The organism is Bradyrhizobium zhanjiangense (genome assembly GCF_004114935.1).
In the GTDB taxonomy this organism is placed as follows: Bacteria; Pseudomonadota; Alphaproteobacteria; order Rhizobiales; family Xanthobacteraceae; genus Bradyrhizobium; species Bradyrhizobium zhanjiangense.
Genome location: NZ_CP022221.1, coordinates 5,017,615 through 5,043,574, shown reverse-complemented (window position 1 = coordinate 5,043,574; position 25,960 = coordinate 5,017,615). Strand labels below are relative to the sequence as shown.

Below are 25,960 nucleotides of genomic sequence, written 5' to 3'. Positions count from 1 at the left end.
CATGCGTCGCCGCCGATTCAACCGGGCCTCCTTCCAAGACTCACACCGCCATCAATCGGAATTTGCGCACCGGTAATGTAGCTCGACGCGGGGGACGCCAGGAAAAGAGCTAATCCCTTCAGGTCGTCAGCGTCTCCAATGCGGCCGATCGGGATCGTGGCTCCTATTGAATTCTGGACCTCGGGCTGCTTTAGCCACCCACCTCCTATGTTCGTGACGATGAACCCGGGCGCGACTGCGTTCACGCGGATTTTGTATGGGGCCAGTTCGAGAGCAGCGTTGCGCGCCAGATGTGCTGCTCCCGCCTTCGCGGCCATGTAGGCCGCCCCTATCATCCCCTCATTCAAGTAGGCGGCGATCGACGTTGTGACCACGATGCTCCCGCCTCCTCTGCCTCGTTTCATATGGCGCGCGGCAGCGCGAATGGTGGCGAAGATGCCATTGAGATTGACTTCGATGTTTCTGTTCCACCGCTCGTCCTCGTAGTTTTCGATAGCACCTGCCTCGGACGGGCTGCCGTCCGGGTTGGAAAAGCCAATTCCGGGGTCGATGCCCGCATTGGCAAAAACTACGTCGAGGCGTCCGTATTCTGCTGCGACTTCTGCGAAGACCTGATCGACCGCCTTGCGATCAGTCACATCAAGTTTGTAACCTCGAACGTCCAAACCTCTCGAGGAGAGCCGGTCCACCTGTTTGCCCAGGGAGATCGAGTCCACATCAAGGATCGCCACCCGTGCACCGCTATCGGCCAGCGCTTCGACAAAAGCGAGACCGATGCCACTGGCGCCGCCCGTGACAATCGCGCCATATCCCTCGACAGAGAACCTCTCGGACATCATCAGCGACCACCCTCATCGAACAGCCCAGGCCATTCCCGGGATGTCTGGCTGTTCGCAAGCCAATGCGAGGTCGCCTCGCCAGCATTGGACAATGCCATGCGCGTCTCCCCCAAGAATTCCGCGTCGCTCTTGCAAAGCGTTTGTTGAAGCAACTTAGGAGAAGCAGGATACCGCCGCCTGCACGAATCGATCCGACTTGCAAAAAACTGACACAAACTGCATGTCGCAATGCAGCATCATCGTCGGCCACTTGAAAAGAATGGATTCCTCAGTTCATCCGCCTCGATACGCACCGGGCGTGGACCCAGCTTGCAGCACACCGGGTGCCATTCCCGCCCTACACCCGCTGCGGCAGGCTCAGCTGCTCCGCGAACCTGACGAAGTATTCGAAGCTCGCCGGGTTCGCCATGGAATCCGGGCTCGCCACCCTTTCGGCAGGCGTGCCAAGCAGCAGCTTGCGCACCGGAAGCTCCATCTTCTTGCCGGTCAGGGTGCGTGGGATCTCCTCGACCTGGAAGATCTCGCTCGGCACGTGGCGAGCGGAGCCGTAGGTGCGGATCTGCGTGGCGATCCTCGCCTTTAGTTCATCGGTGAGCATGAGTCCCGGCTGCAGCACGACGAAGAGCGGCATGTAGGATTCTCGGCCGAGATACTCGAGATCGACAACCAGACTGTCGCGAATTTCTGCGATGTCCTCGACAACGCGGTAGATCTCCGCGGTTCCGATACGGATGCCAAACCGGTTGATGGTGGTATCGGAGCGACCGTAGATCTGGCTGGTCCCGGCGGCTGAAAAACGGATCCAGTCGCCCTGTCGCCAGCGGCCGGGAAACTGCTCGAAGTAGCTCTCCTGGTAGCGTCGGCCGCCCTCATCATTCCAGAAGAATACCGGCATCGACGGCATCGGCTTGACGATCACGAGCTCGCCGACCTCGTCGATGACTGGTTCACCCGCCTCGTTGAAGGCGAATGCTGCGACGCCCAATTCACGGCATTGGATTTCTCCGGCATGGACCGGCAGCACAGGACTGCAGCTCACGAAGCCCGAAGCTATGTCGGTGCCGCCGCTGATCGACGCAAGCCAAATATCGGATTTGATCGCGTCGTATACCCACCGATAGGCCTCGGCCGGCAGCGGCGAGCCGGTCGAGCTGATCGACCGCAGCTTCTCCAGCGCGACGAATTCCCCAGGGCGCAAGCCGTCCTTCATGCAGTTGGTGAGAAACGCGGCGCCGCAGCCGAAATGCGTGACGCCGCGTGCATCCAGCAATCTCCAGATCGCCCGATTGTCCGGCCAGGCCGGATTGCCGTCGTACAGTACGATCGAGGCACCCGTCAGCAGCGCGCCGACCTGCAAGTTCCACACGATCCATCCAGTGCTTGCCAGGAACATCAGGCGTTCGCCGGGACGCAGGTCGTGCTGGAGCGACATGGTTTTGAGATGGGTAACGACGATACCGCCGTGGCCGTGCACTATTCCTTTCGGCAAGCCCGTCGTTCCCGAGGAATAGACGATCCAGAGCGGGTGCGAGAACGGCACTCGATCGAACTGCAATTCGGCGTCGCCGCTGACAGCATCTCCCCAGCTCATCACGTCGCGCCATCGGATCGGCCGCTCCGCGGCGAGCGGGCCGGGAACATGAATGATGTGGCCGACGCTCGGAAGCCCTTCACGCAACTCCTCGACGATAGGCGCGCGATCGTGGGTCTTGCCGTTATAGGTGTAGCTGTCGGCGGCAAACAGAACTTTCGGTTCGATCTGGCCGAAACGATCGAGCACCATGGTTCGCCCCATCTCGGGAGAGCAGCTGGACCAGATGGCGCCAATGCTGGCGCACGCCAGAAGGGCAACGACCGTCTCCGGACGATTCGGCAGGTAGGAGGCGACGCGGTCACCGCGCTTGATGCCGAGACGACGCAGTGTTGCCGCCAGCGCGGCTGTCTGTTGCCGCAGAGCTTCCCAACTAACCTCCCGGGCCTCGCCCGCTTCACTGAGCGCGACGAGCGCTGGCGTTTCGGGCCTGGCAGCGCGGAAGATGTGCTCGGCATAGTTCAGGCGGGTATTTGGAAACCAATCGGCGCCGGGCATCGCGTCCGATTGCAGCACGGGGGTCAGGTCGCCGTCTGCCCGCACGTCGAAATAGTCCCAGATCGATCTCCAGAAAGAGTTCAAGTCGCTCGTCGACCAGCGCCAGAGGTCCTCGTAGTCCTCGAACTTGCAACCTTGGCGCTCATCAAGCCAACCCATGTAATCCCACAAGCGAGACCCGACGATCTTTTCCTCGGACGGGGTCCACAGCAGCTCCAAAGTCGCAGTTGCTTTCATCGTCAGTTCTTTCACTTCGATCTCGTTCAGCCGGAGCTTCCGAGGCCATGGAAAAAGGGCGAGTACGGAGAAGGTGAAGTGCAAGCCCCGCCGCTACGGCTCCGGATACTGACCGGCATACTGTGGACCGAATTAGCGTCTCCACCTTCGGCTGGGCTCTTAATCGTAAGTTGCCAGACCCCGCCGCGGATCGCTGTTAGTCCTCGTGGCCCTCGATCATGACGAAATCGGAGGTGCTGGCTTCGTCGCGAATCTTGGCCGCAGCCTGATACTCGGGTGAGTCGTAGCAGGCCTTCGCTATTGCGTAGCTTTCGAACTCGATGACGACGTGGCGACGCCCTTGAAGTGCGTCGCCGTGCACTTCGCATGCACCGTTTCGGACAAGGAACCGCGCCCCGTACTTCTTCAATGGTCCGGCGTTGGCCGCGATGTAGTCCTTGTAGCGCTCCGGGTTCGTGACGTTGATGTGACCGACCCAATATCCCTTCTTCGCCATCTCACACTCCTCTTGCGCTAACGGTCTGCTGACAAACCTGACCACCTCACTCGCACCTTCCAGCCGCTGCTTCACCACAAGTGCGGCGGCGCGAAAAATTGAAATTATCTTGGTCGTGACCCCACATGTTCCGAGATCCATCTTTCCAGGAAAGCAGCGATGTCATCGCTGTTCCTTTCTTGCATCATCAGGTGGCCGTTGCCGCGCAGGCCATGGTCTTCGAGCCGCAGATGGACGGCTCGCACGCCTGCCTGGACGAGATAATCGACGGTGCCGTGGTCGTGCATGGACCAGGCCGACGCCTCCGATGTCACGACAGCAACGGGCATCGATGTGAGGTTGGGAAGACGCCTCGCCGGCTCATTCTGAACGAAGCAGTCCGCCAGCCCCGGCTTCGGAGCCTTGCGGATTTCGCGCCGCAGTTCAGTTGGGCCTTTGACGGGCGGATCGAACGTCATCGGGATCGCAGTGAGTCCGTAAGAGAGGTCGCCCAGCCCCATTGGCAATTGGGCGAAAGGCGGCCCCATTGGCTCAACCGCGACAATTCCTTTCACCAGGTTCGGTCGACTATCTGCCACGAGCCAGCCGAAGGGCGCTCCCATGGAATGGGTGAGCAGGATCGCTGGACCGATGCGATCCAGCAATTCGGCTCCGGCTCGCTGCATCAGCTGTTGCGTCTGTGCCGAGAAGACGAGGAATGGACCTTGGGTCGCGATGAATTGGTCCAGAACTGGATCGCCGACGACGCCGGAACCAGGCCACTGATTATGCTTTTGCGCGTTCGGCCAGCTGTTCGGCTGCTTGCCGGGCGCGGTAAACAGCGTCATGGCAAATTCGTAGGTCAGCGGAGGTGTCATCGGACCGAGAACTTCCGGATGCAGGGGTGAGCGACCGTGCCCCGGGCGGTCGACGACATAGACCGCGTAACCCTGTTTCAGAAAGTAAGTGGCCCATCCAGGCCGTCCATCGGCAGTACCGAGAAAATCCGTTCCCTGCCCCCCACCTCCATGCACCATGACGATGGGATATGGATGCCGGATATGCTCCGGGATCTGATACTGTACGAACATCTGGCCCGCAGCGATGGTGCCATTCGGTGTCTGCTGGCGATCCACGCCGGTCCAGAAAACTCCCTGATCTGCGAGCACCAACGGAGCAGGTTTTGCTTTAGTTTGGGTCACGTCCCCCTCCGACTTTCTTCAGAGATCCAGAAAACCGGTCGGCAGCCCGAGATTGCTGCGACCAATGTACTTCGCGAAGGTCATGTATTGGGAGGACATGTGTCCTCGATACATCTGGGCGTCGCCAAAGTATCGAAGCATCCTTGAGCCCTTCCGCGCCGCAGTCGACCCGGCGGTCTGGAACAAGAGTTCGATGGCTTCACAGGCAAGACGTGCGCCGGTCTGCAGCATTCCCCAGAGTCGCAAGTTTTCTTCTGCGGAGGCTTGCAAACCCGTCTTCGCCCAGCGCTGGCAGTACTCCATGTGCTTGCGCAAACCCTGGAGCAGCACGCCTTCGGCTGCATCGGTCAACGCTATGGCGCGGCCATAATTGACCTGGAAATCAGTCTCGAAGGCACGCTTAATGAAAGGTGGAACAAATGTGTTTTGCGAGAACAGGATATCGCGATATTCATCGATCGCCGCGCGCGCGGCCCCGACGATAGGCGATGTCAGGGACGCGTGATAAGGACCCATGAGAACGCCGAGATACATCGGGTTTCCATGCAATCGCGTTCCTGCTGTGCCATCGGAGAGATCCTGCTTTACACCCAGCGCGTCGAAGAACGCGGTCATGTGCTCGGGTACGAAGACATTGTCCAGCTTCACGCTATTCGAGCCGGAGCCGCGCATGCCCAAGGTACGGTCTCCACCCCAATCGCCCAGAATTGTGTATTGCCCCCGCGGCACAACGAAGTGGAGCATTCGTGGCGGGAACGACGTTTGAAGCAACGTTGCGCCCAGGAAGTGCGTGCTGTGCGGTATTCCCGACGAATATGGCCACACACCATTGATGATATAGCCGCCCTCGACCGGCAGGCACGTGCCCCCGGGGGCGGCCCGGTGCGGTGACGCGAAATGTCCGGATGAACCGAAGATTTCGATCTGCGCAGCTTCCGACCAGTGCGAAGCAATGACGGGCGCGTGAGAGGCGGCCAACGTCAAGCACCACCCTGCGGAGGGATGACCGCGCGATATCTCCACCATGACGCGGAAAAATGTTTCGTAATCGAACTCGTAGCCACCAAACATTTTGGGCTGCAAGATCCGATAGAATCCAGCATCGATGAACTTCTGCTGGATGTCGTCCGAAAAATGTCCCCGCTCATCAGTCTCGTCTTGCGATTCCCGCAGCAACGTTCTCATCGAGGCCGCGCGATCGACCAGATCCTGCGGAGTGAGGTGAGGTTCCGGTACCGGCAGGCTCTTGCGCATGGCCTGAACGTTCATTTCGATCTCCTGATATTTCCGTTGACTGCGGTTGCGGCTAACCGGCGATAGGGATTCATGCCGGCGAACTCACAATCATTCTTTTGTGGCGCTCGCGCACCCGCGGCGCAGTTTCGTCCAGCATCAGGCAAAGCAAGCCTGCACAGATGCACAGCGTCGCGGCGATCCACATCGAGCTGGACGGACCGAACACGTCGGAAGCGATCCCGGCGAGGGCCGGGCCCGCGAAGCCGCCCGCGAGCTCGCCAACCCCCATGATGAAGCCAAGCGCAGTAGCAACATGGGTCGGCGGGATTGTTTCGGACGGCACAGTGGCCATGAACAACGAGAAACTGCCAATGGCGAGATAGCCGATGCCCATGAACAACACCATCAAGGGCAAAGGTCCGTCGAACATTACGGTTGTCACCGGGGCAATCACGCCAACCAAGCCTGACAAGACCAGAATCGGACGGCGGCCAAATCGATCCGAAAGCGCCGGTACGAGGATCGAAGACGCGGCCGTTGCGATACCGGTCGCGGCCACGGCAACGCTCATCGCACTGGGCGACAGACCGCGGACCTGCACCAGGTAGATCGGAAGGAACGTTATCTGAATCAGGAGCCAAGACACCATCAGGCAGCTCACGACCGCGCAAACCCAGATGTTGCGATGTTTCAGCATCGCTGAAAGCGGTATCGTGTTGCGCGCAGACGCAGTCGATATCGGAGCGGCACTCGACGAAGGTTCACGGATAAATGCGACAATCAGGGCCGCCACCACGAAGCCAGGCACCGCCGCAATGTAAAAAGCACTTCTCCAGCCGTAGATCTGCCCAATTGCGACGAGCACGAGAGGGGCGGCAAAATTACTTAGGAGCGCGCTGAAGAAATTCTGCAGAACGCCCATGTTGAAGCCGCGACGGTGCTCCGACGATTCCGCAGCCATGATCGATTGCGCGATCGGAAGGACAGGTCCCTCCGCAAATCCCATAACGAGGCGCGCGGCAAGCAACGTCAGAAACGAATTGGCGAGACCGGATCCTACCGAGCAGATCGAGAAGATCACGATCGCGCAGACCAGGAGCTTTTTACGATTTTGAAAATAGTCCGAAAGGGTGCCGACGGCGTAGCCGGCGATTGCCCAGGTCAGCGCCAGGCCAGCCGCGAGGGCACCCAGCTGGGTGTTGTTCAGATGGAGCTCAGGCACCAGAAATGGCGATAGAAAATTCAGCGCCAGGCGGTCGAAAAAAACGAAGCCAAACGCGGTACCCATCAAGACGACAACGAGATTCTCATAACTAAAGATGCGATTCTTGCTCATGAGCCCTCCCTAGTGTTTCCCGTTCTGATTGTTTGCGGCCGCGTTCTATGCGCACTGCGCCGGCGCGGCTTCTGATATTTCTTGACGCGCCAGCCCATTGCGCCGGCTCTCGTACAGCCGCCGCATTTTCGCGAACTCGACGACCTGCTCGGCCACGAATGCAAGCTGTTGCGCTATAATCGGATCACTGCACGCACCATCTGCGGAAAATGGCCTCTGCGCGGTGTTGATCACCGCTGAAAATGGAGTCGGCCAACCGCGCAGCGCGTGAACGATGGTCCGCAGAGTTCCCAGCGTCGCTCCCATGGCTTGGGCTCCGCCCGCGCATACGATGGCGCCGACAGCGCGTCCGGCGAGATAGCTGCGCGCATCGGCGCGGAGATCCTCGGTGTAGTCTAGTGCGTTCTTGATCAGCCCGGAGATCGAGCCATGATAGCTTGGGGTGGCTATGATGACGCCGTCTGCGGTGCGCAGTGCTTCGACCAACGACGTCGCACGCTCCGTACGTTCAATGGCGTCGTAGTGAGGCAGGTTCAACGATTGGCCCGCGAAGATCTGTGTTCTTGCACCGAGCCGCGCGGCTTCCGTCAACGCCAGGCGGAGCGCCCTCTCCGAGGTTGATCCGTCGCGCAACGTGCCGCCGATCCCGACGACGAGCGGAGACCAGTCCTTCATCGCAGCGGCCCACTTTCCTGCACAGCACGATCACCCGAGGTGCAAGGCACCTCAAGCGAATGCTGGCCAATTCGGATATGCGAGCACCCTCGCCCGGCATCGAACAATGCCATGCGCGTCTCTCCCTATCATCGGCGCCGTGATTGCGTCTGGCGCCTCTTCGTAGCGTGAAAGTAGGACGTGCCTGACGGCTAAGCCTGCACAAACCGGACCGGTTTGCAGGAAACTGACACAAAACTGTCCGCTTCGTTGACGGGAAACGAGCCAGCGTTCAAGTCGGAAAGGCAGACCGTGGAGTTCTTAGTTCATTGCCCGTCGATAGGCACCTGGCGACAAGCCCGTCATCCGACGGAACGTGTTCGTGAAATGCTGCTGGTGCGCAAACCCGCATTGCCTCGCGACATCCGCGAGTCCAATGTCTGGATCGGTCAGGAGCAATTTCGCATGATGAATTCGCACTCCCACAACGTAGCGGTGGGGAGACACGCCCAGTGAAGACTTGAACAGGCGTATGAAATATTCGGGGCTTACGCCGCAGATCGCAGCTAAATCGCTCAACTTGATGCAATCCGCGATATTGGCTTCGACGAAATCACGAATTGAGCGCACGCTACGCGTACTCAGTCCGCGCTCAACAGCACACGGCGCTTCCCGCTCCCGTCCATTGAGCACGACAAATCGATTGGCTATCGCATGCGCAATTGAATCGGCCAGGAGGGAACACGAGGTATCACCCTCACGCACCATTTCTTCCACTACTGCCAGGAGATTGCTGGTTAGGGGCTCCGGCTCACCCAACAAAGGCGAGAGGCCAAAATCGGAGTTCTGCGCTTGACCCTCAGAGCCAGAAAACAGTTCAGGACGCAGGTACACATGGATCGAATCCAGCGGCGTATTGAGCGTCACCTCGCAGTCGCGGAGGGGCGGTAGGAAAAAGATCCCCTTCTCCTGCAAGTGCCTGGACACAACACGCCCATCGATCCGATAGGTCACATCGACTGGTCCAGTAGCTGCAGTCACCAGCAGGGCGTTGGCATTGGCCTCGAAGCGGCCCCTGAACGGCTCTTCCCGCTGAATCGATGCGAACATAGTCGACCAGCCGAGCCCCGCACTGGATGCCTCGCGTTTCACGGCGAACTGTTGCAGCACGGAATGGACCTCGCCTCCGTCGAAAGACCGCACGGTATGCTCATTTTGCGCTGCGGCTGGCGATGGTGGATCGGAGCGTTTCTGCATTGGCCCTGGCTGCTTGTCAGTTGACGCTGCGGCGGTAGCGACCGGGCGTTTGACCCGTCAGCCTGCGGAAGGCACGCGTCAAGTGTTCCTGATGGGAGAAGCCACACCGTAGCGCTATCTCAGCGAGGCCTTCCTGGTTTTGCTCGATCAAGCGCTTGGCCCGTTCGACACGTGCCGCGATCACATATTGGTATGGTGACTTGCCCGTCGTTGCTGCAAAAGCCCGAACGAAAGACTTTGTGCCGATGCCGCACGCGCTGGCCATCGCAGCAAGGGAGATCTCACCCTCGAGATTGGCTTCTATGAAATCCTGAAGGCGCCGAAATTGGTATTCAGGCAGCCCAGCGGTCTGAACTAGCCACGGTTCGCTACTTCTGCTGATCGTGGAGATCCTGTTCGCAAGTGCCCGCGCTATCGGATCGATGAAGAGATGTGAATTCGAGACGTTCTCGCAAAGCGCCTGCTCAACCGCGCGCGCCAAATGCTGTAGAACCACGTCCCGTTCAACCAGCAGCGGTGTAACAGCGTGGACAGGAATTAAGTTTGCGCGGAGATAAATATGGAGAGTATCCAGCGCCCCGTGCAATCTCACCTCGCACGCATGACCTGCCGGTAAAAAAAAGATGCTTCCTTTTGGAATGCAACGTGAAGCGACGTGCCCGCCGGATGCAAAGGTCGTCTGCACGGGGCCGCTGCGGTGCAACACAATGAGGTCGTCAGCGATCGCTTCGAACCGGCCCTCGAAGGGATTTTCCCTTTGGATCGATGCGTAAATCGAAGACCACCCATATCCCTCACTTGAGGCATGAATGTCGGCCCCAAACCGTTGCAGAACGCCGTGGGTATCAGAGCCTCTAAACTCGCGCTTGGCTTCCATCTCGTGCTCGGCGTGTAATCAGCTGACGGGCCCGCTGCAGCGCAATATGCGCGGCGTGATGATGAAGAATAATTCCTTATAACAACAATGCTCTTAGCACGCTATGTCTTCGTTTGGCCACCGCTGCCGTCGATCTGCTCGCCAACGAGCCGGAACGGCCTGCCTCGAAGCCGATCCCGTTGAAGAGGCCGCGTCATCTACACTTCAATGGGTCGAACAGAGACTTGACCTTCAGACGCTTCTGAGCTCTCGCAGCGCAGGCTCCTCGCTGCGCATTCGCACCGTCAGCATGAGCCGGTCGAGCAGCACCTCCTTATCTGTCAGACGGCGCAAACGGATGAGATTGGCCTCGTGCTGCTCCGGGTCTATCGTGTCGAAGATGATCCGCTTGTTGTCGACCGCCGCAGGCGAGACGACCTCGAGGAAGATGCGGCGGCGCTCCTCGGCGTAGCGATCGAGGATCGCGCCATCGACATCGCCGCGAACGACAGCAGCCAGCGCCTCGTAGAGCGCAAATACGTCGAACAATCCCGATGTGAGCCCGTAGGCGCCGCTGGGATTCGTTGCATGCGCTGCGTCGCCGGCCAGCAGCACTCTGCCAACACGGAACCGCTCGGCTGCCCGCTGATGCATGCGATAAGGCGAAAAGGCAACGACTTCGATGTCGCGCGCTCCCGGAAGGATGACGTCGAAGTAGGCGGTCATACGCTCGGCGATGCTTTCCTCGGGTAGATCGAGCGGCTCGCTGTAGGTGCAGCGCCACAGATCGTCTGTATCCAGCTTTACGATGATTGCGCCATGGGTCGGGTGAATCAGAAAGGTGGTGCGCGCGTAGCCGTGCTTCGAAAAATCGTGCCGGACGTTGGCCGCGATGAACCGTTTGGGCCATGTGATACCCTCGAACTCCAGTTGCAAGGCCCTTCGAACGTTGCTCGTCGCGCCGTCGGCGCCGATAACCCATCCGGCGCGGAGTTCGGAAGGGCCCTCAGGACCGTCAACTGAGAGAGTGACCCCGCTGCCATCTTGCATCAAATCGCGCATCGTCACACCCCAGCGAACCTCGGCATGCGGAAACTGCTGGAGTCGGCGCAACGCAATTTCGGCAAGTCGGTTTTGGCCGAGATGGAGATTGAAAGGGAAAGGTGTCCGTCCTTCGAGAACGTCCAGGCTGTAGTTGATTTTCTCGCCGGTCGCGAAATCCAAGTAGGTATAGTCCTGTTTGGCGAACCCGACGTCTAGCGCCTCTTCAAGCAAGCCAAGTCGGTCGAGGCCGTCAAGTACAGACCAGTGATAAACTATCGCGCGCGGGGAGGCGACGATTTCCGATTCGCGCTCGATGACGATAACCGGGATACCCGCCTGGGCAAGCCCGAGAGCGCTTAGCAAGCCAACCGGGCCGGCCCCCACGATGGCGACTCTTTCTTCAACGGACATAAATCCCTCTTCTATTTCCTAGTCGCGAAACGAATTTAGCCGTGAGCCGCTCACCGGAAAAATGCGCGCAAGGCAAGGAACTCTTTCTGCACGTGAACGGCACTTGGTTATGATTTGTTTCGATCAGGCCTGAGTTCCGCCATCGACCGGGATGATTGCCCCCGTCATGTAACTCGAGGCCGGCGAAGCGAGGAGCAGCGCGAGACCCTTGATTTCGTCGAGCTCAGCGAGCCGCCCGAGCGGCACCGTGCTCGCGAACAAGCCCGCCCCTTCCGCCGTGTGCATCCGGCCGTTGCCGATGTTGGTCTTGAACGGTCCCGGCGCGATCGCATTCACTCGCACATTGTGTGGTCCAAGTTCGAGCGCCGCCACACGCACGACCTGCGCAATGCCGGCCTTAGCGGCGTGGTAGCCGTAGCTCGGCGCTGCGGAGGCGCGAAGCGCGGCGACGGACGACGTCACCACGATCGATCCGCTTCGCCGCGGCTTCATGTGCTTCGCCGCGGCTTGCATGGTGTGAAATGCGCCATCGAGATTGACGCGCAGGGAGTTGTTCCAGAGCTCAAGGGAAGCCGTTTCGAGCACGCCGTCCGGCTTGCCGAAGCCGGGTCCGCCGCTGATGCCGGCGTTCGCGAACACACAGTCCAGCCTGCCGTACTTCGCGACACAATCGTCGATGGCGGCTGCGACCTGCCCGCCCTGGCGCACATCGACCTCAACCGTGTCGACGCCCGCGCCCGCAGGCCGCACGCTGTTTGCGGCCCCGACAAGCCGATCTCCGTCGACGTCGATCATGACGACGCGGGCCCCGTTGGCCGCGACAACCTGGGACGTCGCCAGACCGATCCCCGACGCAGCCCCCGTGACCACAACCACATGGCCGGTCAGATCGAACAGTGCATTTGCCTTCATTGCTCTTGCGTCTCCACGGGGGCCGTCAATCGGCGCGGCCGAGCAGCGAGCCGCCGTCGATCACGATGTGCGTGCCGGTGATGTAGCTCGATGCCGCAGACGCCAGGAACAGCGCAAGTCCCTGGATCTCCTCGGGTCGGCCCACGCGATGCATGGGGCTTCCCGCCTCGAAACGTTTCTGCAGCTCCGGCGTCGTGAGCTCGGTCAGGAACGGGCCCGGCAGGATCGCATTGACGAGAATGTTGTATCGCGCCAGCTCGAGCGCCGATTGCTTGGCGAGGTGCGCGACGCCCGCCTTCGAGATTTGATAGGGCATGCCGACGATGGCTCCCGGCCGAACGCCCGCGATCGAGGCCGTCAGAATGATGCGCCCGCCATTCTGCCGCTTCATGTGAGGCACAGCCGCCTTGATCGTGGCGAACATCGACGTCAGATTGGTGTCGATGACCCTGTCCCAGAGAGCGTCGGGAATCGCTTCGATCGCGCCCTTCGGGTCGCGTTCGCCGGACATCGAAAGGAAGCCAGGGCCCGCATCGATACCGGCATTGGCGAAGACCACATCCAGCCGGCCGCGCTTCTCGACCATTTGGTTGACGGCCGATGCGATCTCGGCGCGATCGGTGACGTCGACCGCGCTGCCGTCGACATCGCCCCGCGTGCTCAACTCGAAAACCGTTCGGCTCAGCGTTTCCCGATCACGATCGAACAGCGTGACGCGCGCACCGTTGTCCACCATGGCTTCGGCGAACGCGCGGCCAAGGCCCTTGGCCCCACCGGTGATCGCCACGGACAGCCCCGCAACGTCGAAGAGCTCCTGCGACTTCATTTCGAAGTTCCCGTCTTCAACGACCAACGCCGGATCGGATCCTTGCCGTCCCAATCCTGTGCCGCGGCGAAGTAGCCGTGATAGATTCCTTCAAGCGCCTCCGTGGTCTCAATAATCTCCAACATCCCCGGCAGGTCTCGTCGCGTATCGACATAAACGATCCGCACGCCACGCGGGGAAATGTCGGAGAAGATGACGGGATAGCCGGCCGCTTCATAGCGCGCGACGTCAGAATCGAAGTCCTTGGAGCAAATTGCCCAGTGATGAAAGCCGTGTCCTTTGACCTTGATGGTCTCCTGATAGACGGACGGCTTGGTGTCGTGCTGCTCGATCAGCTCAACCATCATGTGGCCGGTGAACGCGACGGCGAGTGTGAGGCTCATGTCGGTTGGTTCGCCGCGGTAAAAGCCCTTGGCGGGGACAAAAGGCCCGCTCACGAACCACGGTCCGATATTGAGCGCCTCGACGTAGTGCTGCATCGCGGCGTCGATGTTCTCGACCGTGTACGCGGCCTGAACAATCCCGCCGACGGGTTGACCGAAGGAAAGTAGTTTCATCGTGCAAAGAACTCCGTACTGCCCTTGAGCCGCTCCTTGGCGACGACGAAATCGAGAACGGCCGGCGTGCCCTCAGCGTTGGCCGTCATTGCGCGCTGCAAGGCCCCTTCGATGCCGTTCGGATCGGTGATGCGCTCGCCATGACAGCCCGACGCCCTGGCGAGGCCGGCATAGTCGAGATCGAGCATGAAATCGGTGGCGATGAAGCGCTGGTTGAAAGCCTGAACTTGGATGTCGCGGATCGAGCCCAGTGCGCGATCGTTGAAGATGCACCAGGTGACGCCGAGCTTCAGCTCGGCGGCGACCGGCAGGATGTTCATCACCATCTGGAACGAACCGTCGCCAACGAAGCAAACCGCCGGCCGGTCCGGATAGACCAAGCGCGCTACAGGGAACGCCGAGGCCGAGAAACCCATGCCGTAGAAGCTCGAGGGCACGATTGTTGCTCGCGGTTCGTAGATCTTGAAATAGGGATAGGCTCCGCCCATGCCCTGCGCGAGGACGCCGACGTCGATCGCAACCGTGGCGTCGCGCGGGAACGCCCGCCGGATCCTGTTGAAAATCCGGATCGGATGGATCGGCTGCATATCGGAGCCGGCCATTACTTCGATTTCAGTCTCAAGTTGCACGCGACGTCGCGACAACTCATCGAGCCAACCTTTCGTCTTCACTTCCGGGTTGGACTTGGCGGGCTCGATCTCAGCGATCAGGTCCTGCAGCACCAGCCGGGCGTCGCCCGTGATGCCGATTGCGGCGACCACCGAGCGGCCGATCTCATTCGGGTCGATGTCGATCTGGATGTATGTGGCGGATGGCGCCGGCAGATAGTCCGGCTTCCAGTTGGTCTCCTGCTGCTCAAAGCGCGCGCCAACGCCGATGACGACGTCCGCGTTCGGAAGCAGGTATTTGGTCACATCCTGACGGTGATGGCCGATGCCGCCGGCGGCTAACGGATGGTCGTCCGGAAGAATGCCACGACCGGCCAGCGTGGTGATCACGGGGCTTCCGAGCGCTTCGGCAAGCTGTCGAACTTCCGCCCAGGCACCAGCCGCGATCGCGCCGCCTCCGGCAACGATCAGCGGCCTCTGCGCGGCAAGCAGGGCGGCGGCCGCGGCCTTGATGCGCTCGTTGTCGCCTCTGACGGCGGCAGGCTTGCCGACGGGGCGATACTCAGCAAGATCGATCTGCGCGGCGAGAACGTCCTGCGGGATATCGACCAGCACCGGCCCCGGCTTTCCGGAACGCGCGATCGTGAATGCCTGACGGAGGCTTTCGACGATGAGATCCGGCCGATCGACCCGAATGCCCCACTTCGTGATAGCGGCGAAGATCCTGACCTGATCAATCTCCTGGCTCGCGCCCCGGTGCGCGTTGCGGGTCGCGCCACGACCGGCGATGATGACCATTGGCAGCGCACCGACGAACGCCTCGGCCACGCTTGTCACAAGGTTCGTCGCACCCGGCCCGGCGGTGACGCAGCACACCCCCGGCTCGCCCGTGAGCTGCGCGTATCCGGCAGCCATGCTCGCGGCATGCTGCTCGTGGCGCACGAGGATATGGGATATCTGCTGCTGGCCGTAGAGCGCGTCATAGATGCCGATGGTATGACCACCGGGCATGCCGAACACGAACTTGACTCCCTCGGCCTTGAGGACATCCACGACCGCCTGGCCGGCACTCATCATCGTCATTGCATTCATTCCAAGTTCTTGGTCCCCTCACCCGTGACACGTCGCGAGGCTTCGAGACGCGTCGACCGTTTTATTGCTTGCCTGAGGCCGCGTTCACCAAAGGACAGCCTCCTTGATCAAGCGGACGAAACGCCTGCTCTCCCGGCACCGTGGTGACCACGTTGTAAATGTCCCATTTGCTCTTGGATTCAGCGGGCTTCTTAACCTGTAACAGGTAGAGGTTGCGCATCACCCGTCCATCGAGGCGCACCTTGCCATCCTTGGTCGCGAAGTCGTTGACGGGAATCTCGCGCATCTTCGCCGCAACCGCGTCGGCGTCGCGCGTGCCGGCAGCCTTCACCGCCTTGAGGTAATGGAAGACGGCGCTGTATGCCATGGCCGGATCCCAGTCCGGCGGGTGGCCGATCTTCTCCTCGAACCGCTTCGACCAAGCGCGCGTTTCGTCATTGAGATCCCAGTAGAACGGATTTGCCAGGAGCAGGCCCTGCGCCGCCTTCAACGTGATGCTTTGGACATGCTCGAGAAACAGCACATAGGCCGCGAAGGTGGCGCCATTGGACGTGAGACCGAACTCAACGGCCTGCTTGATCGAATTCACCGTGTCGTCGGATGAATTCGCAAGCCCGATCACATTCGGATTGGTCGGCTGCGCCTGCAGCAAGAACGACGAGAAGTCCGCCGTGTTCAGCGGCGCATAGACCGCGCCCAGCACTTTGCCGCCATTCGCCTCGATCACTGCGCTGGTATCGCGGACGAGCGCTCGACCGAAGACGTAGTCGGCGCCAAGAAAGAACCAGCGATTGCCGCCTCGCTTGAGCACTGCCGTACCCATCACATTCGCGAGCGAATAAGTGTCGACGGCCCATTGCGTCGTATAGGCGTCGCACTTCGGGCCAGTGACGTCCGAGCTCAGCGCACCGACGAAGAGCGAGATCTTCTTCTTGTCCTTGGCCAAGGATTGCACCGCGAAGGCCACCGCCGAATTCGGCACGTCGACTATCGCGTCCACTCCGTCCACGTCGTACCACCGCCGCGCGATGGTCGATCCCACGTCAGGCTTGTTCTGATGGTCGGCGAAGACAAGCTCGACCTTCTTGCCGAGCACCGGGCCCGTGTCTTCGATGGCCATCCGCACCGCCTCGACGGTCTCGCGCCCGCCGGCAACGGCGTAGACCGAGGACATGTCGTTCATGACGCCGATCTTTATGGGGGCCTCGTCCGCATACGCGGCGTTCGCGCAAAATAGCGCCGAGCCCAGCAACAAACCACGTGCAACCCTCATGTACTTTCGTTCCCTCAAACGGCAGCGGCCAAGTATGACTTTGCTCTTTTTGTAATTTGTGATAACAAATCAAAAATCTCATTACAAGCCGTCGGCCAAGATTTATTGGCTTCTGCCGCTCGGCCGCGCGCATCCGTTCCGGCGTTCAATGAACGCCGGAACTCGCTGCAAAGTGAGATCAGAGCTTTCAGCCCGCGGGCTGCTTGTCCCGAATGAGGGTAGCGATGACGCGATCTCCACCCTTCATGAGATCCTCGGTGAGCGCGGCCCGCGCCGCTTTGGGATCGCCGGAGCTCAGGGCCGTGATGATGCGGTGATGCCCTCGGGCACCTTCCGATGTGAGATTGATCGGGATTTGGTTGAATACAGGACCGATTTGAAGCCAGAGCGACTCGATCATCGAGAGCAACAACGGGCTCTTGGCCGCTTCATAGATGGTGAAGTGGAATTCCTGATTAAGCGCCCAAAACTGCCGCTGCTTGTTCGTGCCCAGCGACTTGATCTTCTCATGGAGTCGCCTGAGCTCGGCAATGCCACCGGTGCCGATGTGCGCGCAGGCGAGCGCGGCTGCCTCGCCTTCCAAGAGAATGCGCACGCGGCGGATCTCCAGGAATTCGTCGATCGTTATTTCGGGCACGATCACCCTGTGATTGGGCAGCATCTTCAGCGCGCGCTCGACCACCAAGCGGCCGATGGCATCGCGAACCGGCATGAGGCTGACGTGCAGGCTTTGCGCCAAGGTCCGAAGCTTCATCTCGGCTCCAGGAACGAAGCCGCCCGACATGATCATCGTCCGTAGCTCGCGGTAGACCCGGTCATTCAGCGTCTCCCGCTCGACCGCGCGTATCGAGTTCTCGAAATTGGTCTTATCGCCCCTCTTGGATATCAACCGAACCGCCCCTCTTCGCCGATCTGCCGAATGCTCATCTTAGCAAGAGACCCCGGCGAGGCAAAATGGTGCGGCTGTCCACGGGAGCCCTCGCCTCCGAATTGCCAAATGGCGCGCCCGGCTATCGCTTTGAACGTATGCTTACGACGAAGAAGACTGGAATGGGCATGGGTTTGATCATCTCCAGATCCATCGTTGAGGCACATGGAGACCGCATCTGCGCCGAACACAATTCGTCTTTGGGCGGCGCGCGGTTTTGCTTCACGCTACCAGCGATCGCGCGTGTCAAATCGGCGCCATGTTAAGCAATTGGTGACCGGACGAGAGTGGCGGGATTTCCGATCAGCGCTTGCGACTTCCCGCCGACGTCAGCCGCCTCAACTCGTCCAGCAGCTTCACGGCCGGAACGGCCAGAAGACCCCGCCGGCGCCGAAACGCCACCAGCCTTCGCCTCCCATCGACCCCGGCGATCGAAAGCGGAGCAATGAGACCGGCACGCCGCTCCGGCTCGAACATCGGCTCGGCCATCCAGCTCAGAAACCCGGAATCGACGACAAGGCTCTTGAGCACCGTGATCGAACGCGTTCTGACGATCACGTCGGGCATGCCGAGGCCTTGCTCGGCGAACACACTCTCGAGGTGCTGATGCGGTCCGGTGCCGGGCGGCGGGATCGTCCATTTCTCGTGAAGGGTATCGGCGAGCGTCAACTTTCGACGACGCCTGAGAGGGTGCGCGGACGAAACGATCACGTGGCTCGTGTCCTCCCAGCAGCAATCACGAATTGCCACGATTTCGTCCGTGTCCGGCGCTTCCGCGCCCAGGGCCAGATCGATCTCGTGCTTCGACAAACTCGCCGCCAACAAGTCCCAGACACCTTCAAAGACTTCGAAATGAAGACCGGGCCATTTGGTCAAGGTACGCTCGATCGCGGGCGGCAGGATCGAACTCGCGATGCTCGCCACCGCGCCGACCCGCACGGTCCCCTTCGCCGCGCCACGTAACGCCTGAATTTCCTCGAGCGCCTGCGTGGCCTCGACATGCAGCGAAGTCGCATGCGGCAAGAATGCCCTTCCAATATCGGTCAATTGCATGCCCTTGGAGTGGCGCTCGAACAGTTCGGCGCCGAGTTGCTGCTCCAGGCGCTTGATCGCCCGGCTCAGCGCGGGCTGTGTCATGTTCAACAGGGCAGCCGCCCTGCCAAGGCTCCCCGCCTTGACGATCGTGGTGAAGGTCGTCAGCTGTTCGATGCTCAGGGCCATAACCAAACGTAATGGCTTTTTCCCTTTTTTTCAATTCTTTGCAACGGCCGCCCTCCCCTAGTGTCCGAACGACAAAAAACCGGGATGGGAACAGACATGGCCACTGGGACGGATACGTTCGAGCAACGATGCGTGACTGCGCCGACGGTGCGCGATGCCGTCGTCGATCTGCTGCGTCGTCTCAACATGACGTCTGTCTTCGCCAACCCAGGATCGACGGAATTGCCGTTGTTCCGGCACTTCCCCGACGATTTCCGCTACGTTCTCGGACTCCAGGAGGCCGTCGTCGTCGGCATGGCCGACGGATTTGCGCAGGCGACACGCAACGCCGCCTTCGTCAACCTGCATTCGGCGGCCGGCGTCGGCAACGCCATGGGAAACATCTTCACCGCGTTCAAGAACCGGACGCCTCTCGTCATCACGGCCGGCCAGCAGGCGCGTTCCATCCTGCCTTTCGATCCGTTTCTCGCCTCCCGCGAGGCCACCGAGCTTCCGAAGCCCTATGTGAAATGGAGCATCGAACCGGCACGTGCCGAGGACGTGCCGCATGCCATCGCGCGCGCCTACTACATCGCGATGACGCAACCTTGCGGTCCCGTCCTGGTCTCGGTGCCCGTGGACGATTGGGATCGGCCCGCCGAGTATTTGCCAACACGCATGGTCAGCCAGCAGGTCCGCCCCGATCCAGCCATTCTCGACCAGATCGGAAGCGCCCTCGATCGTTCGAAGCGGCCGGCCTTCGTCGTCGGAGCGGCCGTTGATCGCGACGGAGCCTTCAACGAAGTTCGGCGGCTCGCCGAAGCGCACAATGCGCGAGTCTTCACTGCGCCGATGTCCGGCCGCTGCAGCTTCGCCGAGGACCACCGACTATTCGCCGGGTTTCTGCCGGCGATCCGTGAGAAGATCGTCCACCTTCTTCAGGGGCACGATCTCGTCTTCGCGATCGGCGCGCCGGCGTTCTCGTATCATGTCGAGGGGTTCGGTCCACATCTGCCAGATGGAGCCGAGCTCTTCCAGTTGACCGACGATCCCCAGACCGCCGCATGGACTCCGGAGGGAATGGCTGCGATCGGCAGCGTGCGGCTCGGCGTCCTGGATCTTCTTGCACGTGCCGGGCCACCGACGCGCGCCACTCCTCCTGCTCGCGCCATCGCGCGGCGAGTGGAGCCGACGGAGCCGCTCTCAACGGCCTTCGTGATGCAAACCATTGCGGACGTGAAGCCCACCGCTGGGATCATCGTCGAGGAAGCGCCGGGCGCCAGGCCTGTGATGCAGGCGCACTTGCCCATCACGCAGAGCGAAGCCTTCTACACGATGGACAGCGGCGGCCTCGGTTACGGCATGCCGGCGGCCGTCGGCGTGGCCCTCGGAAAGCCCGGCCGCCGTGTGATTGCCCTGGTGGGTGATGGCTCAAGCCTCTACTCGATCCAGGCAATCTGGAGCGCCGCACAACTTAGTCTGCCCGTAACCTTCGTTATTCTCAAGAACGGGCGCTACGCCGCGCTACAGGACTTCGCACCCGTGTTCGGCTTCAGTTCGCAAGAGCACGTCCAGGGCACCGACCTTCCCGGACTCGACTTCGTCTCGATTGCGAGAGGCCTGGGCTGCTCTGCAGTCCATGTCGGGAACGCCAAGGGCCTCCACGACGCTTTGGCCAAGGCATTTTCGTCCGAGCGACCAACACTGATCGAAGTCGAGGTCGAGGACAGAGACCTGCAGAAATAGAACAGAACGAGGGAGCAGATATGAACACGATTTCGATGTTGATCGGCGGCGAGCAACGACCGGCCACCGGTAACGCCACCTTCGAGCGGCTCAATCCGCTCGATGGCCAGATTGCAACGCGAGCACCGGCAGCCACAGCGCCCGATGCGGTTGCAGCCGTGGAAGCCGCCGCAGCAGCCTTCCCGAGCTGGTCTGCCACAGGTCCCTCGGAGCGCCGTGCCCTTCTGATCAAGGCAGCGCACGCGCTGGAAGCCAAGGCCCCAGCATTTGCCGCGTCCATCGCTGCAGAGACTGGCGGCTCGGGGATCTGGGCTGGGTTCAACGTCCATCTCGCGGCCGGCATGCTGCTCGAAGCCGCGGCGATGACGACGCAGATCAGCGGCGAGATCATTCCCTCCGATGTGCCCGGCAGCTTCGCGATGGCGGTGCGGCAACCCGCCGGGGTGGTCCTGGGCATGGCGCCCTGGAATGCGCCTGTGATCCTCGGCGTGCGAGCGATCGCGCTTCCGCTGGCTTGCGGAAACGCCGTCGTTCTGAGGGGGTCCGAGCTGTGCCCCGCAACCCACGGGCTGATCGTCGAGGCGTTCAAGGAAGCCGGCTTTCCCAAGAGCGTCGTCAACTACGTCACCAACGCTCCGTCGGACGCAGGACCTGTCGTCGAAGCGATGATCGCGCATCCCGCCGTGCGCCGGGTCAATTTCACGGGATCGACCCGCGTCGGAAAGATCATCGCCGCGACGTGCGCGAAGTACCTCAAGCCAGCGGTCCTCGAACTCGGAGGCAAGGCGCCGCTCGTTGTTCTTGATGATGCCGACATCGACGCCGCCGTGAACGCAGCGGCGTTTGGTGCCTTTGCGAATTCGGGACAGATCTGCATGTCGACCGAGCGGATCATCGTTGATGAGGCTATCGCAGACGAGTTTGTGCGCCGTCTCGCCGACAAGGCGTCCAGGCTGCCGCTTGGCGATCCGCGAAAGGGCCCCGTCGTTCTCGGCTCCGTCGTCGACATGACCACCGTCAAGCGTTGCAACGACCTCATCGATGACGCACTCGCGAAAGGTGCGAAACTGCTCTGCGGCGGGAAAGCTGATTCCACGCTGATGCCGGCCACGCTGATCGACCACGTCACATCCGCTATGCGCATTTACAGCGAGGAGTCCTTCGGACCGATCAAGCCGATCGTTCGGGTCAAGGGCGAGGACGCAGCGATCGCCTGCGCAAACGACAATGCCTACGGCTTGTCGTCCGCCGTGTTCACCAGGGATACATCGAGAGGCATGCGCGTCGCCTCGCGCATTCAATCCGGGATCTGCCACATCAATGGCCCCACCGTGCATGACGAGGCTCAGATGCCGTTCGGAGGGGTCAAGGACAGCGGGTACGGACGATTTGGCGGCAAGTCTGGAATCGCGGAGTTCACAGACACTCGCTGGATGACCATTCAGACAAGCGAACGACACTATCCGTTCTGATCAGGCCCGAGCCCGATCTCAATCTCCAGTGAAGTGACGTCGCCTCCCTCAGCATTGCTCGGGAGGCACGGCGAAGCTCGTCCTCGAAAGCCGATCGGGCGCCACCCTGATCCGACACATCTACGCAAAGCAAACAAGGAGGGAAGTTGTGACAGAGTCGTACCCCATAGGCCCCTTGTCTTCGCCGCACATCGCGGCAGCCGGCTCCGATTCAACTCGCCTTCGTGGTGAGGTGAGCAGCAGCCGCGACAGCGCACCCTCGCTGGACATCGGGCACCTCCTTGATCATGGCCCCTGGACCGTCCTGCAGAAGATCGTCGTCTTCATCGCCGCCCTATCGATCATCATGGACGGATTCGACGGACAGCTGATTGGCTTCGCTGTCCCAGTTCTGATCAAGGAGTGGGGCGTTACCCGCGGTGACTTTGCTCCCGCCCTTGCCGCTGGGCTGATCGGAATGGGAATAGGAAGCGCCTTCGCCGGCCTCCTCGCTGACCGGTTCGGACGACGCGGCGCCGTGATCGTGAGCGTGATGGTTTTCGGGCTGGCAACCTTCTGCATCGGCTTCGCGGCCAACCTCTGGCACATCGGCGCGCTGCGATTTATCGCTGGACTCGGCATTGGCGGAGCCTTGCCGAGCTCCACCACCGTTGCGGCGGAATTCACACCCGCACGACGGCGGACGCTTGCCATTACGGCGACGATCGTCTGTGTCCCGCTTGGAGGCATGCTAGCCGGCCTGTTCGCCAGCGTCGTCCTGCCAAACCTCGGTTGGAGGGCCCTGTTCTTTCTTGGTGGAACTCTGGCCGTGCTCCTTGGCTTCCTTCTGCTCCTCATTCTCCCGGAAACGCCGCGCTTTCTCGTGCGCCGGAGGGCGCGTTGGGCCGAGCTGCGCCGGCTCGTCGGGCGCATGTCGCGACCGGTTACAGCCGATGTTGTCTTCACAGATTTGGGCGAGCAAAGAATCGAGAAACGCGAGGGATTTCTTGCATTGTTCGAGAGGGGCCGCGCGCGCGACACGATCGCGCTCTGGTGCGCCTTCTTTCTCAACCTGCTTGCCGTCTATAGCGCCTTCACTTGGCTGCCGACGATGCTGACGTCCGAAGGGCTGGACGTCGCAATCGCGGGGGCCGGTTTGACGGCCTACAACTTCGGAGGCGTGCTCGGCGCATTGACATGCGCCATGGCCATCACCCGGTACGGCTCGCGATGGCCGCTCCTGCTGTGCAGCCTCCTCGGCGCCGCCACCGCGCTTTACCTGACCCGCGTGAACATCGCGCTGGAGGCAAGCATTCTGATAGCAGGGTTCGGTGTGCAGGGCTTCTTCGCCAATGCGGTGCAGTCGACCATGTATGCCGTGTGCGCGTATGTCTACCCGACCTCAGTCCGGGCCACGGGCACGGCCTCCGCCCTCGCTTTTGGCCGGCTTGGAGCCATCCTCAGTGCCTTTGCCGGTGCAGCCGTAATCACGGTCGGCGGAAAGGACGGCTATCTCCTGATGCTGGGCGTCGCCATGATCGGTCTCACCCTCTCACTCGCTGTCGTTGGTCGCCACATCCCCGCGCGCAAAACGTGACGAGAGGTCGTTACGGCCGCTCGACATATTCGGAAGATTGCGAGAGAAGCACTCAATGCGAACACAAGTAGGTATAGTCGGAGCTGGTCCAGCGGGGCTACTGCTCTCCCATATGCTGCATCTAAGCGGCATCGAGTCGATCATCATTGAAAACCGGTCGCAGGCGGAGATTGAGCAGACGATCCGGGCCGGCGTGCTCGAGCAGTCGACCGCAGATCTGATGACCGAGATCGGTGCCGGAGATCGCATGAAGCGCGAGGGTTTCGTGCATGGCGGCTTTGAGTTGCGTTTCGCCGGCCGCGGGCATCGCATCGAACTTCAGGGCCTGGCGAATGGTCGCACCATCACGGTTTACCCGCAGCACGAAGTTCTGAAGGACCTGATCGCGCTTCGTTTGCGTACGGGCGGCCAGATTCATTTTGAGGCCAAGGCAACCAGCATCGACGGCCTCACCTCCGACCAGCCGGTCATCCGATTCGCCTCCAAGCAAGGCGAGACGCGCGAATTGGCCTGCGACTTCGTAGCCGGATGTGACGGCGGCTACGGCACAAGCCGCCCCGCGATACCGGAGCATCTGGTCCGCCACGACTATTTCCGCGTCTACCCCTTCGGCTGGTTCGGCATCCTCGCCAAGGCGCCGCCGTCATCCGAGGAGCTGATCTATGCCCACCACGAACGCGGGTTTGCGCTGATCTCGACGAGATCTCCGGACGTGCAGCGCATGTATTTCCAATGCGACCCCACCGATAGCGTCGATAACTGGTCCGATGATCGGATCTGGAACGAATTGCAGACGCGCGTAGGCGGAGACGTTTCGAGCTTAAGACGGGTACGATCTTTCAAAAAGGGATCATCCCGCTCCGCTCGTTCGTCTGCGAACCGATGCAGCATGGGCGATTATTCCTTGCTGGCGACGCCGCGCACTCCGTCCCTCCGACCGGCGCCAAGGGCCTGAATCTGGCGGCGGCGGACGTGCACGTCCTCGCCCGGGCGCTGTCCTCGTACTACTCCAATCGATCAACCGCGCTTCTGAACGCCTATTCGCCTACGGCGCTTCGGCGGGTTTGGCGCGCCCAGCACTTCTCCTGGTGGATGACGTCAATGCTTCATCGATTCCGTGAGGGGACCGAATTCGACTTGAAGCGCCAACTCGCTGAGCTCGAGCTCGTGACCTCGTCCCGCGCCGCCGCAACAACTCTTGCCGAAAACTACGTAGGCGTGCCCTTGGCGTGAAGCCCCGCAGCCAGGAATCTGACAACGCGATCTCGCGTCGAGATTCGACACGACTAACGGACCGAGGCGCATGAAATCGCGGCTTGGCGCACAAGATCGAGCAAATGGCGGGGAGAGTGGTAGCCAAGCCCGCAGCTTTCGATCATTCAACTTCGAGCGATGGAGACTGCTCGTCAGCACCGCCGAGCCCCTACACTCGAAGATGCCGATCCTGCACATGCACCACCGACCTGCTCACGTTGGTTGTGAAATCCCTAAGGTCTCGGTCCAATCCATCATGGGCCAATTTCAGCTACAACGGCCACAAACAGCTTGGGCAATCAAATTTGAGCCGCTTTGCGCCAAAACCTGCCGGTGTCGAAGCTAAGCTGTGGCCCCGGCCATTCTGTACGATCGAACACGCTACGACACTCCATTAGTGAAGACGCAATGGATTCTGGATTGCTACCGGGATAAGCCAAGCTCACTACTTCGGTCAGAACTATCAACGAAGCGAGAACAACTCGACCAGACCCACGCTAAATTACGCGATGCCAGCAGGCCGCACTACTCCCACTCAATCATTTATGAAGATGTTTCCGCGTTGATTTCCAAACACAAATTCTCAAAGCTGACGGTCAAATCCCGACGGTACACCCGCCCAAATTTTTCGGTCTTGAGTTCACAGGAAAATTTGCAAGGCTCTGAGGATTGGCACCTTCAGCAAGTATCGGGATCAATCGACACAGTAGACGTATACCAAGTCGGAGCGGCGCCCTTTTGGCCTCTCGCCGATTTCCACCCGATACCGTCAATGGCCAGTCGGACGGGCCATTGATGGTCCGGTTTGCGCCACAAGCGGCCCCGGCCCTCTCCGCCAAGTCGCAGTCTCACCCAAAGCTGACCTAGCAGCCCGGACGAA

General features: G+C 60.9%; 20 protein-coding genes and 1 pseudogene. 4 read left to right on the top strand and 17 right to left on the bottom strand.

The genetic code is table 11. From position 1 onward, the window contains the following. Positions 1 to 17: 17 nt before the first annotated feature. The 17 genes from XH85_RS24135 to XH85_RS24050 form a co-directional block, all read right to left on the bottom strand. On the bottom strand, positions 18 to 839 hold the full coding sequence (locus XH85_RS24135; RefSeq protein WP_206734810.1) for an SDR family NAD(P)-dependent oxidoreductase: 822 nt from the start codon (positions 837 to 839) through the stop codon (positions 18 to 20). A 337-nt stretch (positions 840 to 1,176) separates the two neighbouring features. Continuing rightward, positions 1,177 to 3,180, bottom strand: coding sequence for an acetoacetate--CoA ligase (locus XH85_RS24130; protein WP_245473789.1), 2,004 nt, complete (start codon positions 3,178 to 3,180; stop codon positions 1,177 to 1,179). A 181-nt stretch (positions 3,181 to 3,361) separates the two neighbouring features. Continuing rightward, positions 3,362 to 3,661 carry a DUF1330 domain-containing protein gene (locus XH85_RS24125; protein WP_128933793.1) on the bottom strand — a complete coding sequence of 100 codons (300 nt, stop codon included), beginning with the start codon at positions 3,659 to 3,661 and terminating at the stop codon, positions 3,362 to 3,364. A gap of 104 nt (positions 3,662 to 3,765) precedes the next feature. Beyond that, the gene (locus XH85_RS24120; protein WP_128933792.1) at positions 3,766 to 4,842 is read right to left on the bottom strand and encodes an alpha/beta hydrolase; all 1,077 of its coding nucleotides are present in this window, start codon (positions 4,840 to 4,842) and stop codon (positions 3,766 to 3,768) included. A gap of 18 nt (positions 4,843 to 4,860) precedes the next feature. Beyond that, positions 4,861 to 6,111, bottom strand: a complete 1,251-nt coding sequence (locus XH85_RS24115) for an acyl-CoA dehydrogenase family protein (protein WP_128933791.1) — start codon at positions 6,109 to 6,111, stop codon at positions 4,861 to 4,863. Between the two features lie 55 nt (positions 6,112 to 6,166). Further along, positions 6,167 to 7,414 carry an MFS transporter gene (locus tag XH85_RS24110; RefSeq protein ID WP_128933790.1) on the bottom strand — a complete coding sequence of 416 codons (1,248 nt, stop codon included), beginning with the start codon at positions 7,412 to 7,414 and terminating at the stop codon, positions 6,167 to 6,169. A 45-nt stretch (positions 7,415 to 7,459) separates the two neighbouring features. After that, entirely contained in the window at positions 7,460 to 8,089 is a 630-nt protein-coding gene (locus XH85_RS24105) for an NADPH-dependent FMN reductase (protein WP_128933789.1), read from the bottom strand. A 300-nt stretch (positions 8,090 to 8,389) separates the two neighbouring features. Then, complete coding sequence (locus XH85_RS24100) at positions 8,390 to 9,325, bottom strand: helix-turn-helix transcriptional regulator (RefSeq protein ID WP_128933788.1); 936 nt, start codon at positions 9,323 to 9,325, stop codon at positions 8,390 to 8,392. Positions 9,326 to 9,341: 16 nt separating this feature from the next. Beyond that, on the bottom strand, positions 9,342 to 10,202 hold the full coding sequence (locus tag XH85_RS24095; RefSeq protein WP_128933787.1) for a helix-turn-helix domain-containing protein: 861 nt from the start codon (positions 10,200 to 10,202) through the stop codon (positions 9,342 to 9,344). Between the two features lie 231 nt (positions 10,203 to 10,433). After that, the gene (locus XH85_RS24090) at positions 10,434 to 11,636 is read right to left on the bottom strand and encodes an FAD-dependent oxidoreductase (protein WP_128933786.1); all 1,203 of its coding nucleotides are present in this window, start codon (positions 11,634 to 11,636) and stop codon (positions 10,434 to 10,436) included. A 123-nt stretch (positions 11,637 to 11,759) separates the two neighbouring features. Then, positions 11,760 to 12,548 (bottom strand): SDR family NAD(P)-dependent oxidoreductase, encoded by a 789-nt coding sequence (locus XH85_RS24085; RefSeq protein WP_128933785.1) that lies wholly within the window; start codon positions 12,546 to 12,548, stop codon positions 11,760 to 11,762. Positions 12,549 to 12,573: 25 nt separating this feature from the next. Continuing rightward, positions 12,574 to 13,374 (bottom strand): SDR family NAD(P)-dependent oxidoreductase, encoded by an 801-nt coding sequence (locus XH85_RS24080; protein ID WP_128933784.1) that lies wholly within the window; start codon positions 13,372 to 13,374, stop codon positions 12,574 to 12,576. Next, a complete protein-coding gene (locus tag XH85_RS24075) occupies positions 13,371 to 13,931 on the bottom strand; it encodes a VOC family protein (protein ID WP_128933783.1) in 561 nt (186 codons plus the stop codon). Before XH85_RS24075 ends, XH85_RS24080 begins: the two co-directional genes overlap by 4 nt. Further along, on the bottom strand, positions 13,928 to 15,622 hold the full coding sequence (locus tag XH85_RS24070; protein WP_128933782.1) for a thiamine pyrophosphate-binding protein: 1,695 nt from the start codon (positions 15,620 to 15,622) through the stop codon (positions 13,928 to 13,930). Before XH85_RS24070 ends, XH85_RS24075 begins: the two co-directional genes overlap by 4 nt. Before the next feature lie 70 nt (positions 15,623 to 15,692). Then, a complete protein-coding gene (locus tag XH85_RS24065) occupies positions 15,693 to 16,904 on the bottom strand; it encodes an ABC transporter substrate-binding protein (RefSeq protein WP_128933781.1) in 1,212 nt (403 codons plus the stop codon). A gap of 187 nt (positions 16,905 to 17,091) precedes the next feature. Continuing rightward, the gene (locus XH85_RS24060; protein ID WP_128933780.1) at positions 17,092 to 17,793 is read right to left on the bottom strand and encodes a GntR family transcriptional regulator; all 702 of its coding nucleotides are present in this window, start codon (positions 17,791 to 17,793) and stop codon (positions 17,092 to 17,094) included. Between the two features lie 342 nt (positions 17,794 to 18,135). Further along, complete coding sequence (locus XH85_RS24050) at positions 18,136 to 19,053, bottom strand: LysR family transcriptional regulator (protein ID WP_128933778.1); 918 nt, start codon at positions 19,051 to 19,053, stop codon at positions 18,136 to 18,138. 96 nt (positions 19,054 to 19,149) lie between these two features. Between XH85_RS24050 and mdlC the strand changes: the two genes are divergently transcribed. From mdlC to XH85_RS24030, 4 genes and pseudogenes are all read left to right on the top strand, one after another. Then, the gene (gene mdlC / locus XH85_RS24045; protein ID WP_128933777.1) at positions 19,150 to 20,778 is read left to right on the top strand and encodes a benzoylformate decarboxylase; all 1,629 of its coding nucleotides are present in this window, start codon (positions 19,150 to 19,152) and stop codon (positions 20,776 to 20,778) included. Between the two features lie 20 nt (positions 20,779 to 20,798). Continuing rightward, complete coding sequence (locus XH85_RS24040; RefSeq protein ID WP_128933776.1) at positions 20,799 to 22,250, top strand: aldehyde dehydrogenase; 1,452 nt, start codon at positions 20,799 to 20,801, stop codon at positions 22,248 to 22,250. Positions 22,251 to 22,398: 148 nt separating this feature from the next. After that, positions 22,399 to 23,826 carry an MFS transporter gene (locus XH85_RS24035; RefSeq protein ID WP_245473377.1) on the top strand — a complete coding sequence of 476 codons (1,428 nt, stop codon included), beginning with the start codon at positions 22,399 to 22,401 and terminating at the stop codon, positions 23,824 to 23,826. Positions 23,827 to 23,881: 55 nt separating this feature from the next. Next, positions 23,882 to 25,059: pseudogene (locus XH85_RS24030) on the top strand (4-hydroxybenzoate 3-monooxygenase). The last annotated feature ends 901 nt before the right edge of the window (positions 25,060 to 25,960 follow it).

Coding starts and splice junctions, on each gene's coding strand:
- XH85_RS24095 (WP_128933787.1), bottom strand. CDS start 10,202: ATGGAAGCCAAGCGCGAGTTTAGAGGCTCTGATACCCACGGCGTTCTG.
- XH85_RS24115 (WP_128933791.1), bottom strand. CDS start 6,111: ATGAACGTTCAGGCCATGCGCAAGAGCCTGCCGGTACCGGAACCTCAC.
- XH85_RS24040 (WP_128933776.1), top strand. CDS start 20,799: ATGAACACGATTTCGATGTTGATCGGCGGCGAGCAACGACCGGCCACC.
- XH85_RS24065 (WP_128933781.1), bottom strand. CDS start 16,904: ATGAGGGTTGCACGTGGTTTGTTGCTGGGCTCGGCGCTATTTTGCGCG.
- XH85_RS24050 (WP_128933778.1), bottom strand. CDS start 19,053: ATGGCCCTGAGCATCGAACAGCTGACGACCTTCACCACGATCGTCAAG.
- XH85_RS24080 (WP_128933784.1), bottom strand. CDS start 13,374: ATGAAGTCGCAGGAGCTCTTCGACGTTGCGGGGCTGTCCGTGGCGATC.
- XH85_RS24070 (WP_128933782.1), bottom strand. CDS start 15,622: ATGACGATGATGAGTGCCGGCCAGGCGGTCGTGGATGTCCTCAAGGCC.
- XH85_RS24090 (WP_128933786.1), bottom strand. CDS start 11,636: ATGTCCGTTGAAGAAAGAGTCGCCATCGTGGGGGCCGGCCCGGTTGGC.
- XH85_RS24075 (WP_128933783.1), bottom strand. CDS start 13,931: ATGAAACTACTTTCCTTCGGTCAACCCGTCGGCGGGATTGTTCAGGCC.
- XH85_RS24105 (WP_128933789.1), bottom strand. CDS start 8,089: ATGAAGGACTGGTCTCCGCTCGTCGTCGGGATCGGCGGCACGTTGCGC.
- XH85_RS24125 (WP_128933793.1), bottom strand. CDS start 3,661: ATGGCGAAGAAGGGATATTGGGTCGGTCACATCAACGTCACGAACCCG.
- XH85_RS24100 (WP_128933788.1), bottom strand. CDS start 9,325: ATGCAGAAACGCTCCGATCCACCATCGCCAGCCGCAGCGCAAAATGAG.
- XH85_RS24135 (WP_206734810.1), bottom strand. CDS start 839: ATGATGTCCGAGAGGTTCTCTGTCGAGGGATATGGCGCGATTGTCACG.
- XH85_RS24085 (WP_128933785.1), bottom strand. CDS start 12,548: ATGAAGGCAAATGCACTGTTCGATCTGACCGGCCATGTGGTTGTGGTC.
- mdlC (WP_128933777.1), top strand. CDS start 19,150: ATGGCCACTGGGACGGATACGTTCGAGCAACGATGCGTGACTGCGCCG.
- XH85_RS24110 (WP_128933790.1), bottom strand. CDS start 7,414: ATGAGCAAGAATCGCATCTTTAGTTATGAGAATCTCGTTGTCGTCTTG.